The sequence below is a fragment of the Stenotrophomonas sp. STEN009 genome (genome assembly GCF_056760395.1).
Window position 1 is genome coordinate 1 of the sequence record NZ_JBRRES010000045.1, and the last position, 14,004, is coordinate 14,004.

At 68.3% G+C, this 14,004-nt stretch carries 12 protein-coding genes; 7 read left to right on the top strand and 5 right to left on the bottom strand.

Features of this window, described 5'->3' with window-relative positions; all coding sequences use genetic code 11:
- Positions 1-122: 122 nt before the first annotated feature.
- Complete coding sequence (locus ACVOMM_RS16695; protein WP_180875489.1) at positions 123-2,075, bottom strand: acetyl-CoA hydrolase/transferase C-terminal domain-containing protein; 1,953 nt, start codon at positions 2,073-2,075, stop codon at positions 123-125.
- Positions 2,076-2,108: 33 nt separating this feature from the next.
- The gene (locus ACVOMM_RS16700; protein WP_053518474.1) at positions 2,109-2,666 is read right to left on the bottom strand and encodes a flavin reductase family protein; all 558 of its coding nucleotides are present in this window, start codon (positions 2,664-2,666) and stop codon (positions 2,109-2,111) included.
- A 121-nt stretch (positions 2,667-2,787) separates the two neighbouring features.
- On the opposite strand from ACVOMM_RS16700, the gene ACVOMM_RS16705 reads away from it, so the two are divergent.
- Genes ACVOMM_RS16705 through ACVOMM_RS16715 form a run of 3 tightly spaced genes read left to right on the top strand, consistent with a single transcriptional unit; the run spans position 2,788 to position 4,956 of the window.
- Positions 2,788-3,153: a BlaI/MecI/CopY family transcriptional regulator gene (locus ACVOMM_RS16705; RefSeq protein ID WP_065181668.1), complete on the top strand. Its 366-nt coding sequence runs from the start codon at positions 2,788-2,790 to the stop codon at positions 3,151-3,153.
- Positions 3,146-4,399, top strand: coding sequence for a M56 family metallopeptidase (locus tag ACVOMM_RS16710; RefSeq protein ID WP_481526517.1), 1,254 nt, complete (start codon positions 3,146-3,148; stop codon positions 4,397-4,399). Before ACVOMM_RS16705 ends, ACVOMM_RS16710 begins: the two co-directional genes overlap by 8 nt.
- A complete protein-coding gene (locus ACVOMM_RS16715; protein ID WP_481526518.1) occupies positions 4,396-4,956 on the top strand; it encodes a hypothetical protein in 561 nt (186 codons plus the stop codon). Before ACVOMM_RS16710 ends, ACVOMM_RS16715 begins: the two co-directional genes overlap by 4 nt.
- A gap of 55 nt (positions 4,957-5,011) precedes the next feature.
- Here the strand turns inward: ACVOMM_RS16715 and ACVOMM_RS16720 are convergent, their stop codons facing one another.
- Both ACVOMM_RS16720 and ACVOMM_RS16725 read right to left on the bottom strand, forming a co-directional pair.
- Complete coding sequence (locus ACVOMM_RS16720; protein WP_053518482.1) at positions 5,012-5,812, bottom strand: MBL fold metallo-hydrolase; 801 nt, start codon at positions 5,810-5,812, stop codon at positions 5,012-5,014.
- 11 nt (positions 5,813-5,823) lie between these two features.
- On the bottom strand, positions 5,824-6,642 hold the full coding sequence (locus ACVOMM_RS16725; protein ID WP_322523379.1) for a S1/P1 nuclease: 819 nt from the start codon (positions 6,640-6,642) through the stop codon (positions 5,824-5,826).
- Between the two features lie 114 nt (positions 6,643-6,756).
- Here ACVOMM_RS16725 and ACVOMM_RS16730 point away from each other — a divergent pair, with 114 nt between their 5' ends.
- Positions 6,757-7,881 carry a GGDEF domain-containing protein gene (locus ACVOMM_RS16730; protein WP_053518485.1) on the top strand — a complete coding sequence of 375 codons (1,125 nt, stop codon included), beginning with the start codon at positions 6,757-6,759 and terminating at the stop codon, positions 7,879-7,881.
- 97 nt (positions 7,882-7,978) lie between these two features.
- On the opposite strand, the gene ACVOMM_RS16735 is transcribed toward ACVOMM_RS16730, so the two are convergent.
- Positions 7,979-8,608: an OmpW/AlkL family protein gene (locus ACVOMM_RS16735; protein WP_053518487.1), complete on the bottom strand. Its 630-nt coding sequence runs from the start codon at positions 8,606-8,608 to the stop codon at positions 7,979-7,981.
- A gap of 192 nt (positions 8,609-8,800) precedes the next feature.
- Between ACVOMM_RS16735 and gap the strand changes: the two genes are divergently transcribed.
- The 3 genes from gap (at position 8,801) to ACVOMM_RS16750 (ending at position 13,960) form a co-directional block, all read left to right on the top strand.
- Positions 8,801-9,805 (top strand): type I glyceraldehyde-3-phosphate dehydrogenase, encoded by a 1,005-nt coding sequence (gap, locus tag ACVOMM_RS16740; RefSeq protein WP_053518489.1) that lies wholly within the window; start codon positions 8,801-8,803, stop codon positions 9,803-9,805.
- Positions 9,806-9,932: 127 nt separating this feature from the next.
- A complete protein-coding gene (locus ACVOMM_RS16745) occupies positions 9,933-12,590 on the top strand; it encodes a DUF2339 domain-containing protein (protein WP_481526519.1) in 2,658 nt (885 codons plus the stop codon).
- The gene (locus ACVOMM_RS16750) at positions 12,587-13,960 is read left to right on the top strand and encodes a DUF3999 domain-containing protein (RefSeq protein WP_459040114.1); all 1,374 of its coding nucleotides are present in this window, start codon (positions 12,587-12,589) and stop codon (positions 13,958-13,960) included. Before ACVOMM_RS16745 ends, ACVOMM_RS16750 begins: the two co-directional genes overlap by 4 nt.
- Positions 13,961-14,004 lie beyond the last annotated feature (44 nt).

Genomic DNA, 14,004 nt, shown 5'->3' on the forward strand with positions numbered 1-14,004 from the left:
GCAATCCTCACGCCCGCGCCCGGGCCGGCCCCACCTCCCTGGCCGGGGGGTGGGCGGCGCGGGGCCCGGGGCGCCGGCGGGCGCGCCGCCCCCGCCCCGCCCCCCCCCCCCCGCTACCGGCTTCAGGCCGTGCGTGCCAGCGCCAGCCGCAGCAGGCGCGCGTCCAGCCGCTCGTGGAAGTCCTTCGGTGACTGCAGGCCCATGCGCTGCAGGTACACCGCATCGCCATCGCCGGCCGGTTGGCGCAGCGCTGCCCAGACGGTACGCAGCTTGTCGCCGCGGGTCTGCGTGTTGGCCTTCAACCAGCCCAGCGCCTTCACCAGCACCTGCTCGATCTCATTGAAATCGCTGCCCAGCGGGTAGTCGGGCAGGGTGCCGTCGGAACGGAAGGGTGCCAGCGCTGCGGCCAGGGCCTGCGGTGTATTGCGCTGCAGCCGCTGCGGATCGGGCTGCGTCGTGGCCAGCAGCTTGCGCGCGGCCTGTGCCTGCTGCAGCAGGCCCTGCTGGAACGGCGCCTCGGTGATCGCCGCCATCGCCTGCACGCAGTCCTCGTCGGTCAACCCGCGCAGGTCGGCGATGCCGTACTCGTCCAGGTAGATATCACGCAGATGGCGGGGAATGGTGGTGTGGCCATAATTCCAGCGCACGTTCGATTCGCGATGGCCCTTGTCATCGCGCGCGGCGCGGAACATCAGCACGCTGCGTGCTTCCGGCAGGGCATGGGCCATTGCCACGAAGTTGTACTGGCCGCCGACGCCGGACACCACGCGGCCATCGTCCAGGGCATCGGAGACCGCCGCGCCCAGCGCAGTGGCCATCATGCAGGAATTGAAGAAGCGTGCATGGCGGCGCTGCAGGCGCTCCAGCGTCTCGTTGCCGCCGTAAAGCTGGTTGATCTCACTGATGCGGCGCATGCCGATGGCGCGGCGTTCATCCGCCGGCAGCTCGCGCAGCCACTGGTAGAACTCCGGCGAGCCCAGGTAGAACGCGCCATGCAGGTATTCGCCTTCGGCGGCCAGCGTGGCATGGTCGATGGACAGCGTGCTGCCGTTCTCGATGCGCTGCATCAGCGCCAGGTCGTCATGCACCTTGCGCTTGATCACGCCGGTCTGGACCAGCCGCCGGAAGCCCTCGTTGAGCATCTCGCTGCAGCCGTACAGGCCGATCTCGAAAGGCTCCAGGCCGCCGATTTCCTGTACCAGCGGATGCCGCGCAAGCTGCGGATCCAGCGCGTGCAGCACGCGCCGGTAGCGCGCGTTGTCGGTATGCCGCAGCACCAGTGCATGGCTGAGTGCATCGGCCAGCGTGCCGATGCCGATCTGCAGCGTGCCGCCATCGCGCACCAGGGTGCTGGCATACAGGCCGATCGCATAGTCGGCGTCGGCGACCGGCTGCCGCGGCAGGCCGAACAGCGCCGGATACGGCGGCGGCGGGGTGATGACCAGATCGAAGAAGGACACATCGACCGTGGCGGTGCCGCCCAGATAAGGCAGCTGCGGATCGATCTCGGCCACCATCAGCGGACGCGGCAGGCCGCGTGCGGCGATTGCATCGAGTGTGTCCTGGGTGATGTCGTTGTTGCAGGACAACGAGAGGCGGCGATCGTCCGGGCGCATCGCCACCTTCTGCACGATCACCTGCGGCGCGCGCTGGGCCACTGCATCAGCGGCATGGGTGTAGTTGAGGCTGGTGTAGCTGGACTGCGCCTGCCGGGAACCGAGCAGGGCGCCGGACTGCATGTAGAACTCCTCCACCTGCACATGGGCGGGCAGTGCGTCACGGGCGATCGCGTCGGCATAGGCCAGGCGGGGGAAATCCTCGCCGAAATGGCGCTGCGCGAAGGGGCCCAGGAAGCGGGCCTCCAGGCCGCTGCCCCGCACCTTCGGCGGATTCAACGACAGCGCAGTGTAGAGCTGGAGGGGGTGCGAGGGATCGTTCTCGACCCGTGCATACAGTGCATTGAGCAACCGGTGTGGCTTGCCCAGCGCCAGCGGTGCTCCGATCCGCAGCGGCCCTTCCACGCGCGCGAACAGCCAATCGACGGCGGCGTCCAGGTCGGTGAGGTGTTCGGTCATCCGGGGCAGTCCTGCGTAAGGGGAGTTCCGGCATTACAGCATGTCGGGCTTGAACCGCCGTCGACGCGAGACTTCCGCACCGGCCACCATGAAGCGGCCATCGCCGCGGTAGTGCACGGTGCGCGGCAGTTTCGGCCGTGGCGCGACGTGGGCACGCACGATCTCCCAGATGAAAAGGTTGCTGGTCTCGATCTGGCTGTCGTCGTACAGGCGGCACTCGAAGCACGAATGGCACTGGCCGACCAGCGGCGCGCCGACCTCGCGGGCGGGGAGGGCATCGAGGCCGAAGTGCGCGAACTTGTCGACCTCCCGCCCGCTGCAGTTGCCGATGTCCACTACGGTATCGAGCAGCTCCACGCCCGGCACATTGATCACGCATTCGCCGCTGCCCCGCGCCAGCGCGAAGCTGTGGTTCTCGTTCCACAGATAGGTCGCCACCAGTGATGGCGAGAAGCCCATCACCATGTGCCAGCCCATCGTCATCAGGTTGCGCTGGCCACGCCACGCGGTGCTGACCAGCACGATCGGGCCGGGTTCGAGGAAGCGGCGGGCCTGTTCGACGGGGAAATCCTTCTTGGGCAGCGGTTTCATGCGCACTCCGGGGCCGGGACGGCCGATGCTGGGCCAAGGCGCATGAAGTGCAGGTCGATGGAAGGCTTGACAGCGGCTTTGATTACGTGCGTAATCGAATTGTCGATTACGGGCGTAAACAATGAATCCGATCAGTGAAGCCGAAGCCGTCGTGATGGAAGTGCTGTGGCAGCAGGCGCCCCGCGGTGCCGATGAGGTGGTTGCCGCACTGGCCCATCGGGACTGGGCCGAACCGACCATCAAGACGCTGCTCAACCGCCTGCTGACCAAGGGCGCGATCGCTGCCGAACGCGAAGGCCGCCGCTATCTGTATCGGCCGCTGCTGCAGCGCGAAGCTTGGGTCGCGGCGCAGAGCCAGGACTTTCTGGGCCGGGTGTTCGAAGGACGGGTGGCGCCACTGGTTGCCCATTTCAGTGAGCGCGGCCAGCTCAGCGCGCAGGACATCGCCGAACTGAAGAAGCTGATCCAGGAGCTGGACCATGAGTGAGGTGCTCGACAGCGTGTGGCGGGCCAGCGTGTGGCTGGCGCTGGCGGTGATCGTGCTGGCGGCGATGCGGCCGCTGCTGCTGCGGCTGGGAGGGGCCTCACTGGCCTACCGCAGCTGGTGGTTGTTGCCCCTGCTGCTGGCAGGCCTGTTGTTGCCGTTGCCTGCGCTGCCCCTGCTGCAGCATGTGCCGACCCTGCCCCTGAACGTGATGCCTGTCGCGCCGGAGGGCGAGCCGACCCAGGTCATGCGCTGGCCGCAATGGTTGCTGCTGGCCTGGATGCTTGGCGTGGCGATCAGTCTGCTGCGCAGCCTGCGCGCGCAGCAGCGCTTCGAACGTGTCCTGGGCCGTCTGCAGGCGCGCGTCGACGGCAGCTGGCAGGCCAGTGCCGATCCCGGTCTGCCGGCCCTGGTCGGCCTGTGGCGGCCGCGCATCGTGGTCGGCCCCGATTTCGACCAGCAGTTCGATGCACGCGAGCAGGGCTTGATCCTGGCACATGAACGCAGCCATCGCCGCAATGGCGATCACTGGGCGAACGGCGCGTTGCTGCTTGCACGCGCAGCGTTCTGGTTCCATCCGCTGATGCCGTGGGCAACACGCAGGTTCCTGCGCGACCAGGAACTGGCCTGCGATGCCCGCACCATTGCCACGCAGCCTGCGCTGCGCGGACTTTACGCCAGCACGCTGCTGAAGGCACAGCTGGTTCACCCGGTTGCGCCGGCAGTGTGTCACTGGCGCAGCCAACCCGTGTTGAAGGAGCGAATCGCCATGTTGAAGCAGTCCAAGCGGAAGGCATTGCCGTGGGTGTTCGGGCAGGTGCTGGTGGTCGGGGTGTGCGCGGGCCTGGCCACGGTGGCGTGGGCAAGCCAGCTCGGGATGGCCGGCGTGTCGTCGATCGGCGTCGAGCCAGCCGAGTACGCGCAGGCCGATGCCGCTGCGGCCGGCCTGCAGCGTTCTGCGCAGGTCGAGAGGATGGCACCGCCGAAGTATCCGGAGTCTGCTTTCCAGCAGGGCCTGACCGGCGTCGTCACCTTGAAGGTCGAGATCGACGCAGAGGGCAGGCCGACCGACGTACAGGTGCTCAGTGCCACCAATCCCGGTGTGTTCGATGCGGTGTCGATCACGGCCGCCAAGGGCTGGACCTTCCGGCCGGCCCTGAAGGATGGGCGTCCGGTGGCTTCCGCCGTGCGGATTCCACTGACGTTCTCCATGAGTGAGGACGAGAGGGAAGCGGAGCGCGCGCGGTGAGGCAGGCCGCGCTGCTGTTGGCCACGCTGCTGACCGGCTGTGCCACCCAGGAGCGACTGGGCACGGTTGACACCCGCAGCGAGAGTGTCGGCCATCAGCGGTTGCAGCCCACAGCGGCGGGCGGCAGCGGTCAGGTGCAGGCCTATGCGCTGGCAGCGGGCGAAGGCTATCGGATGCCGCAGCTGTATGCGGCGCCTGATCCGAAGGTGGGCGACCGCGATCCGCGTACCGAACTGGCGCCCACCACCATCTGCCTGCAGGTGGTGGTCGATGCGGAAGGCATGGTAGAGCGCAGCCTGCCGCTGACTGACCGCCCCGAGTGCGCCGCCGGCGCTGCAGCGGAGAACGCGCCGCTGCTGCAGGCGGCGCAGGAGGCGGTGGCGATGTGGAAGTACAGCGCTGCCGCGGTCTGCCACTACCCGGTCGGCAAGGTCCCAGCCGACCGCGGCGACTGCGGGAGCGCCGAGCGCATCGAGCCGGTGCCGGTCAGCCTGCTGTACGCCTTCACCTTCGAGATCGTGAAGGGCCGGCAGACGGTCCGTACGCAGGGGAAATGATCGCGCGTGATGCCGGGTAGCGCCGGGCCATGTCCGGCCAGTACAGCGGCGTCGATCAGGCGCCGCCCTGGATGTTGGCCTTCACCGCCGGTTGCATCAGCGCCGGTTCGGCCAGCGTGGCGTCGCGGGCCTGGCGCACGCTGACGAAGTCGGCCTCGGCCACGCCGTCATGCACGTGGATGTTGCGCGCGCGCTGCTCGCCGATGGTGGTCTCGTTGGCGATGTCGCGGCCGCCCGGGCCATAGTCGTGGCAGACGAACACACGGGTGGACTCGGGCAGCGCCAGCAGGCGCTGGATCGAGCGGTACAGCTGCGCCGCATCGCCGCCGGGGAAATCGCAGCGGGCGGTACCGCCGTCGGGCATGAACAGCGAATCGCCCGTAAACAGTGCGTCGCCGATCAGGTAGGCGATGCTGTCGCTGGTGTGGCCGGGCACGGCGATGACCTGGCCGCGCACTTCGCCCAGCGTGAAGGTCTCGCCGTCGGCGAACAGGTGGTCGAAGATGTCGTCCGCGGCAGGAAGCTGCAGGCCGAACCGCGGCGCAAAGGTCGCCTGTACGGCGCGGATGCCTTCACCGATGGCCAGCGTGGCGTGAGGGAAACGCTGCTTGAGCCGCCGCCCGGCCGACACATGGTCGGCGTGGGCGTGGGTCTCCAGCAGCCACCTCAGCCGCAGCCCCTGCTGCTCGATCGCGTGCAGTGCCGGCTGGACCGGCGACTCGCTGCTGGCATCGGTGTCCGGGTCGTAGTCCAGGACCGGATCGATCAGCGCAGCCTCGCCGCTGGCCGGGTCGCTGACCAGGTAGCTGAAGGTATTGCTGTCACGATGGAAGAACGACTGGACCTGGACCGGCATCGGCAACCTCCTCAGCGTGCGGCGAGCACGCGGTTCAGCAGCTGCGCCAGATTCTCGCCGGCCAGCCGCAGCTGCGCTTCCGCCACCGGGCGGTAGCGCGCGGTGTATTCATCGCCGATCTTACGCGAGGCTGGATAAACGCCGGCTTGCATCGAAATGCGGCAGCTGGCTTCAGCCCACGCCTGCGGATCGCGCTGCGGATTGGACTGGCGCGCCAGTTTCGGCGCCGGCAGCGACCGCAGCACCGGCAGATAGCCGTTGTCGTCCAGCTTGCGGGTGTTGAGCATGCCGCTGTCCCACAGCGAATGGAGGTTGGTGCCGCGGTTGCCGTACTGCAGCTGGAAGTCGTTGCCGCCCTTGTCGTGACCGTAGCCGGCATGCATTGGCTGGTGGATGTCGCCGACCAGATGCACCACGAACTTCAGGGCCTGCAGCCTCTCGCCGTCGGTCAGGCTGCGATCGCCGAGGATCGCGCTCTGCGCCTTCAGCGCTTCGACGATGCAGTTGCCGTTGGTGCAGTGCCTGGGCGCTTCGTAGTGGCAGCCGTCTTCGGCGATGTTGACGTAATGCCAGCCGGCGGAACGGCGGCCGAGGCCCGGGTCCTTGGCACGCAGCTGGTCGGCCCAGGGCGCCACGCTGGCGAGGGTGGCACCGGCTTCGGTGGCCAGCAGGCGGTCGACTTCGGCGCGTGCAGCGGGCGAGAGGCGGGAATCCGCTACCTCAGCGACAAGGCGATGACCTTGCGCGCCCCAGGCATGGGCAGGGGCGGAGGCGGACAGCAGAGCCGGCGCGATCGCGGCGGCGAGGAACAGGGAATGCAGGGCTTTCATGCCGGCATTCTAGCGGGGCGGCGGCCGGACGCGTTTGATCCAGCATGGCCGCTCGCCACGCGCCCTTGATGCGCGGACCGTTACGGTGGCGCGGCCACGGGCGGGGACATCGCGATGAGCATCACGGACCGGCGCATCACGGCAATACATGCGGACGACGGCTTTGCCCGCGCGTTCGATGAACAGGTGGTCTGGCGGATGCGCTGGGCCTGTGCCGTTGCCGGCATCTTTTCAATCGGCTTTGCCGTGCTGGACCATTTCTGGCTTCCGCCGGATGTGCATGCACAGGTGCTGCGCTGGCGGCTCGGGCTGCTGCTGCCGGTACTGCTGGTGGCGGTAGCACTCACCTTCGTCCCAGCGTTCCGCCGCCATCTGCAATGGCTGGGGGGCGGTGCTGTGCTGATCAGCGGGCTGGCGCTGGTGACGATGATCTGGACGGCGCATCGCGCCGGCGTGGATTATCCCTATGAAGGCGTCAGCCTGTTCCTGCTGCTGAACTACTTCCTGTGTGGCCTGCGCTTCGGCGTCGCCACGCTGACCGGAACCCTGATCGCATCGGCGTTCGTGCTGGCGGAGCTGCAGGTCGGCCGGCACTGGGCGCAGATGCTGCAGAGCGTGACATTCGTGCTGGCCAGCAACCTGGCTGGCATCTTCGGTAGTTACATCCTGGAAAGGCAGGCGCGTGCAACCTGGCGCGCCGAGCAGCGGCTGGATGCACTGGCCAACCACGACGGATTGACCGGATTGCTCAACCGGCGCGCATTCGATCGTCGTGCCAACCAGATCTTCCAGCGTTATCTCCGCCGGCCGCACGCGCGTGGCGCCTTGCGCATCGCGATGATCGACATCGACTACTTCAAGCGCTACAACGACCATCATGGTCACCCGGCGGGCGATGCGGTCCTGCATGCGGTGGCGGTGACGCTGGCCGCGCAGCTTCGCGGCGCTGACTCGGTGGTGGCGCGGTACGGCGGTGAGGAGTTCGTGGCGCTGGGGCAGTGGTCGCCAGGCGAGCCGGAAACCGCGCCGTTCGAGCGGATGCGTCAGCAGGTCCAGGCGCTGGCGATCGCCCATGCCGATTCGGACGCCGCGCCGGTGGTGAGCGTCAGTATTGGTGTGGCGCGGTGGCATGACGATGGCGCCGATTCGCTGGAGCAGGCACTGGCGCGTGCGGATGCCGCGCTGTATCGGGCCAAGGCGTCCGGGCGCAACCGGGTCGAGGTGGCCACGGATGGGTAAGCCGAAAAAAGCCCCGGCGATCACCGGGGCAACATGCTGCGGAGGATTCAGCGGTTGGCCGGAGGGCGGGGCAGGCCCGCCACGCCGGAGGCCGCGCTCAGAACTTGAAGACGTAGGAGGCGCCGTAGACCAGCGGATCGATGTTGACCGTACCGATCTTCTGGCCGTCCAGCTTCACCTTGCTGTCGATGTCGATCCAGCGCATGTCCACGCGCAGCGCGCCCTTCTCGCCGATCGCGAAGTCCACGCCGGCGTGCGCGGCCAGACCCCAGGAGTCCTGCAGCTTCAGCCGGCTGTCCTTGAGCGCGCCCGTGGTGTCTTCGCTGAAGAAGGTCGTGTAGTTCACGCCCGCACCGATGAACGGCGACACCTTGCCCTTGCTGTTGAAGTGGTACTGCACGGTCACCACCGGCGGCAGCTGCTTGGTGCTGCCGACACGGCCGAGGCCGTTGATGTTGATGTCGTGCTTGAACGGCAGTGCCGCCAGCACTTCGATGCCCAGGTTGTCAGCGATGAAGTACTCACCGGTGATGGTCGGCTTGACGTCGTTGTCGACGTCGACCTTCAGCGTGCCACCGGCCAGCCAGCCGTTGTTCGACTTCGGTGCCACCTGGTGCACGCCGGCCGAAAGCGTCCAGTCGCCCTTGGACTGGGCCATCGCCGGGGCGGCGGCGAGGGACAGGGCGGCGGCCAGGCTGGCCACGATCAGGGGAGAGGTCTTGCGCATGGGGGTGTTCTCGTTGCGGGGTGGATGGGGCCAGTCTCGGCCTCACGCCGCGCTAACGCTTTGATCCGGATCAAATCCGGCCAGCCCGCCCGCCACCGGCCCGGTCTGGCCGGCGGTGGCCAGGCCGGGCCTGCTAGACTTGTGGGCCCTATCCACCCCGCCGCACCCGTCGCGGCTGCAGGAGCTTGAGAAATGGCAATCAAGGTTGGTATCAACGGTTTCGGTCGCATCGGGCGTAACGTCCTGCGCTCGGCGGTGCTGAACTTCGGCGACGACATCGAAATCGTGGCCATCAACGATCTGCTGGAGCCGGATTACCTGGCCTACATGCTCAAGTACGACTCCGTGCACGGTCGCTTCAAGGCTGACGTGTCGGTGCAGGGCAACGACCTGCTGGTCAACGGCAAGAAGATCCGCCTGACCCAGGAACGCGATCCGGCCAACCTGAAGTGGGACGAAGTGGGCGTGGACGTGGTCATCGAGTCCACCGGTCTGTTCCTGACCAAGGAAACCGCGCAGAAGCACATCGATGCCGGCGCCAAGAAGGTCATCCTGTCCGCCCCGTCCAAGGACGATACGCCGATGTTCGTGTTCGGCGTGAACGACAAGACCTACGCCGGCCAGGCGATCATCTCCAACGCCTCGTGCACCACCAACTGCCTGGCCCCGCTGGCCAAGGTCATCAACGACAAGTGGGGCATCAAGCGTGGCCTGATGACCACCGTGCACGCCGCCACGGCCACCCAGAAGACCGTTGACGGCCCGTCCAACAAGGACTGGCGCGGCGGCCGCGGCATCCTGGAGAACATCATTCCGTCCTCCACCGGTGCGGCCAAGGCGGTCGGCGTGGTCATTCCGGAACTGAACAAGAAGCTCACCGGCATGAGCTTCCGCGTGCCGACCTCGGACGTGTCGGTGGTCGACCTGACCGTCGAGCTGGAAAAGGAAGCCACCTACGCCGAGATCTGCGCCGAAGTGAAGGCACAGAGCGAAGGCGCGCTGAAGGGCATCCTCGGCTACACCGAAGACAAGGTCGTGGCTACCGACTTCCGCGGTGAGACCCACACGTCGGTGTTCGATGCCGAAGCCGGCATTGCCCTGGACGGTACCTTCGTCAAGCTCGTGTCGTGGTACGACAACGAGTGGGGCTACTCCAACAAGTGCCTGGAAATGGCCAGGGTCGTCGCCGCCAAGTAAGGCCGGCGAAGATCGCGCACGAACCCCGGCCTGGCCGGGGTTCGTCGTTTGAGGGACCGGCCCTGTCGTAGCATGGGGCGGTCCGACCGCCGCCGCAGGGGCGCGGGATCGCATGGGAAGGCACGCAATGGAAGCACTGATAGCCCTGGTCGTATTGATACTGCTGGCGATTCCGCTGCTGCTGGTGGTCGCGCTGGTGATGATCGCCGGCCTGCGGCGCCGGGTCGCTGCGCTTGAGAGCGCACTGGCCGATGTGTCGCAATCGCCGCGCGCTGCCGCGCCACCGCCCGGGCCCGCCCCCGTTCCGGCAACGGACGCGCCAGCCATGGAGCGACCGCGGGCTGCGGCAGCACCTTCTCCCGTGGCGGCCCATGCGCCGGAATCCTCCGTGCCGGCGTCGCCGCGGCAGGCAGCGCCGCCACCACCGCCGCTGCCGGCCACGCCGCCCCCGCCTGCGCCGCCGGTCGAGCCGGCCGGGCCGGGCTTCTTCGAGCGTGGCATCGGCGCCGTCAAACGCTGGTTCACCGAGGGCAACGTGCCGGTCAAGATCGGCATGCTGGTGCTGCTGGCCGGTGTTGCCGCGCTGCTGAAGTACGTCAGTGACCAGGGCTGGCTGGTGCTCCCGGTCGAACTCCGGCTGGCGGCCGTCACCGCTGGTGCGCTGGGCCTGCTGGCCTTCGGCTGGCATCAGCGCGAACGCCGGCGCCTGTTCGCGCTGGCCCTGCAGGGCGGCGCCATCGGTGTGCTGCTGCTGACCATCTTCGCGGCATTCAAGCGTTTTGAGCTGCTTGCGCCGGGATTTGCGTTCGCCAGTTCGATCGCGCTGGTCGCCGGCCTGTGCGTGCTGGCAGTACTGCAGAACTCGCGCACCCTGGCGGTGCTGGGCATCCTGGCGGGCTTCATGGCCCCGCTGTGGCTGTCGACCGGCAGTGGCAACCATGTCGGCCTCTTCAGCTACTACGCAGTGCTCAACGCCGGCATCTTCGCCATCGCCTGGTTCCGTCCGTGGCGCGCGCTGAACCTGCTGGGCTTCGCGTTCACCTTCGGTATCGGCACGTTCTGGGGCGTGCTTCAGTACAGGGCCGAGAAGTTCTCCAGCACCGAACCGTTCCTGCTGCTGTTCTTCGCCTTCTATCTGCTGATTCCCCTGCTGTACGCGCGCAGGCAGCCTGCCGGTCGCCGCGATCTGGTCGATGGCAGCCTGGTGTTCGGCACGCCGTTGATCGCCTTCTCGCTGCAGGCGGCGATGCTGCACGAACAGCCGATGACACTGGCACTGTGCGCGCTGGGCCTGGCGGTGATCTACGCGGTGCTGGCGCGTGCCTTGATCGCCCGGGCCTCGTATACGGTGCTGGCGCAGTCGCACGCGGTGCTGGCGGTGGGTTTCGCCACGCTGGCCGTGCCGCTGGCCTTGTCCGCCCGTGCCACCGGTGCGGTGTTCGCGCTGGAAGGTGCCGGGCTGGCCTGGCTCGGTCTGCGCCAGAGGCGCTGGCTGCCACAGGTGTCCGCTGCGCTGCTGCAGATGGCGGCGGCATTCGCCTTCGTGGCAGGTGGCAACCACTGGCACGAGGACGCGCGTCTGCTGCTCAATCCCACCGCGATCGGTGCGCTGCTGCTGGCCGTGGCGGGGTTGGCGTCGGCCTGGAGCTACCAGCGCCGGGCACGTCATGAGATCGCCCTGGTCTACTACCTGTGGGGCCTGCTGTGGTGGCTCGGCGGCTGGGTGCACGAGATCGGTCGTTTCCTCGCGCATGCCTCGCAGGCCGATGCACTGCTGGTGCTGGCGGCGGCGACCGCTTGGCTGGCAGCCGAGGTGCAGCGCCGGCAACCGGCACGTGCGCTGGGGATGACCGCACTGGCGATGCTGGCGATGGCGTTCCCATTGGCATTGGCGCAAAGCCATGCACACCAGCAACCGTTCGCGGGCCACGGCGCCCTGGCATGGGCGCTGTTCGCCGTGCTGGGGGTGCGCACGTTGCTGTGCCTGCGCCAGGGCGGCGACACGGTGGCGCGCATCGCCCAGTTCCTGTGGTGGCTGCTGTGGCCATCGCTGCTTTCGCTGCTGGCCCTGTGGGGAGGCGGCGAGGCTGGCCTGGCACAGGGCTGGACGTTGTTGCTGGTGACGCTGCCCTGGTTGCTGCTGGCCGCCCTGTCACTGTGGCGCTGGGGTTGGCTGCGCTGGCCGCTGGGCCCGGCATTCGATGCCGCACGCGTGCCGCTGCAGTGCGTGTTGTTCGCGCTGCTGGCGACCGGATGGCTGCTGGGCCAGCTGCTGCCGGGCACTGCGGCACCGCTGCCGTGGCTGCCGGTGCTGAACCCGGCCGAGATGGGGCAGTGGCTGAGCCTGTTGCTGCTGGCGCGCTGGCTGTACAGCGATGTGGCACCGCCCGCGCTGCGCAGGCTGCGCCTGCCGGTGCTGGCACTGGCGGGCTTCATCGCCCTGACCAGCCTGGTCCTGCATGGCGTGCACCACTGGGGGGGACTGGCCTGGAGTACGTCGATGGCGCGCTACAGCTTGGCCCAGACCAGCCTGACCGTGCTGTGGAGCGTGCTCGGCGTGATCGCCTGGGTGTGGGGCTCGCGTCGTGGCCAGCGTGTGTTGTGGATGGTCGGCGCGGTGCTGATGGGCGTGGTTCTGGCCAAGCTGGTTCTCATCGATCGCCAGCACCTGGGCAACCTGCTCGGGATCGCATCGTTCATCGCCTATGGCCTGCTGTGTACGGTCGTCGGTTATCTGGCACCGGCGCCACCGGGCGCGGTGCCATCCGTGGAGGAAAACCAATGAGAATGTGGAGCAGGGTGGTGGTGCCGGCGATGCTGGGCCTGTTCGCCACCATGGCCGTACACGCGGCCGACTACCGCACGCAGTACGCCGAGCAGTGGCCGCTGACGCTGTCCAGTGCGCAGTCCGGCGCCTATCGGGTGGTGCTGGAACCGGCGATCTACCGCCGTGCAGGCGCAGCAGACCTGGGTGACCTGCAGGTGTTCAACGCGGCCGGACAGGCCCTGCCGTCGGCATTGCTGGCACCCGACGCGCCGCTGGCACAGCCGCCGGTGCAGCGCGAGCTGCCCTGGTTCGCACTGCCGCCGCTGGCCGATGCGCAACGCAACGACCTGCAGTTGCTGACCGAGCGCGATACCGACGGCCGCGTGCGCCGGGTCGAAGCGCGTGTCGGTGCTGGCACGGTGAACGGACAGGGCGGCTGGCTGATCGATGCCAGCGTGCTCGGCCAGCAACCGCTGGCGGCGCTGGTGCTGGATTGGGCCGACAGTGGCCAGCCGCTGCAGGCGCAGGTGCAGCTTGATGCCAGCGATGACCTGCAGCATTGGCGCTCCATCGGTCGGGACATTCCGCTGGTGGACCTGCAGCGCGCCGGCAAACGATTGCTGCAGCGACGCCTGCAGGTTGACGGCAATGCGCGCTATCTGCGCGTGCTGCCGCAGGGCGACGCGCGACTGCCTGCCCTGCATGGCGTGCTCGCCGAGCTTCCGCCGGCGCCGGCGACGTTGCCGTGGGAATGGCTGTCACTGACGCCGACAGCGCAGGGCAAGGGCGAATACACCTTCGAACTGGACGGCCGTTTCCCGATCGCGCGCGCCGATGTCGCCAGTACTGACAACAGCCTGGTGCAGTGGACGCTGTTCAGCCGCGACGATGAAGGCGCGGAGTGGCAACGACGCAGTGCACCGTGGATCGCCTATCAGCTGCAGCAGGGAACGCAGGGCCCGCGTCAGCAGTCGGCGGCGCAGGTGCTGGGCGATGTGCACCGCGACCGCTACTGGAAGCTAGTGGCAAGCCCGGCGGAGATCGCCGGCGCCCCCACCCTGCGCCTGGGCTACCAGCCGGAAGTGATGGTGTTCCTGAGCCAGGGCGCTGCGCCCTATGCACTGGCGGTGGGCAGCGCGACGGCGCGCCGCGCGGAGGCGCCGATCGGGGTGCTGATCGAGGAACTTCGCCAGCGCAACGATCCGGCCTGGCAGCCGACGCTGGCACGCCTGGAGGGCCGTCCCGAGCCGCTGGCCGGAGACGCAGCGCTGGAACCGCAGCGGGACTGGAAGGCCTGGCTGCTGTGGGCGCTGCTGGGCGTGGGGGTCCTGGTCGTGGGCGGTCTGGCGGTCAGCCTGCTCAGGCAGAAGCCTTCGCCTTCGGCGTAGATCCCGATGAATCCCGGCCGCGCATGGAGCGGCGCTGCGGCCGG

What these genes read in the sequence shown, in the direction of transcription:
- ACVOMM_RS16705 (WP_065181668.1), top strand. Translation starts at nt 2,788, where the DNA reads ATGAATCCGATCAGTGAAGCCGAAGCCGTCGTGATGGAAGTGCTGTGG.
- ACVOMM_RS16695 (WP_180875489.1), bottom strand. Translation starts at nt 2,075, where the DNA reads ATGACCGAACACCTCACCGACCTGGACGCCGCCGTCGATTGGCTGTTC.
- ACVOMM_RS16730 (WP_053518485.1), top strand. Translation starts at nt 6,757, where the DNA reads ATGAGCATCACGGACCGGCGCATCACGGCAATACATGCGGACGACGGC.
- gap (WP_053518489.1), top strand. Translation starts at nt 8,801, where the DNA reads ATGGCAATCAAGGTTGGTATCAACGGTTTCGGTCGCATCGGGCGTAAC.
- ACVOMM_RS16735 (WP_053518487.1), bottom strand. Translation starts at nt 8,608, where the DNA reads ATGCGCAAGACCTCTCCCCTGATCGTGGCCAGCCTGGCCGCCGCCCTG.
- ACVOMM_RS16720 (WP_053518482.1), bottom strand. Translation starts at nt 5,812, where the DNA reads ATGCCGGTCCAGGTCCAGTCGTTCTTCCATCGTGACAGCAATACCTTC.
- ACVOMM_RS16725 (WP_322523379.1), bottom strand. Translation starts at nt 6,642, where the DNA reads ATGAAAGCCCTGCATTCCCTGTTCCTCGCCGCCGCGATCGCGCCGGCT.
- ACVOMM_RS16745 (WP_481526519.1), top strand. Translation starts at nt 9,933, where the DNA reads ATGGAAGCACTGATAGCCCTGGTCGTATTGATACTGCTGGCGATTCCG.
- ACVOMM_RS16750 (WP_459040114.1), top strand. Translation starts at nt 12,587, where the DNA reads ATGAGAATGTGGAGCAGGGTGGTGGTGCCGGCGATGCTGGGCCTGTTC.
- ACVOMM_RS16710 (WP_481526517.1), top strand. Translation starts at nt 3,146, where the DNA reads ATGAGTGAGGTGCTCGACAGCGTGTGGCGGGCCAGCGTGTGGCTGGCG.
- ACVOMM_RS16700 (WP_053518474.1), bottom strand. Translation starts at nt 2,666, where the DNA reads ATGAAACCGCTGCCCAAGAAGGATTTCCCCGTCGAACAGGCCCGCCGC.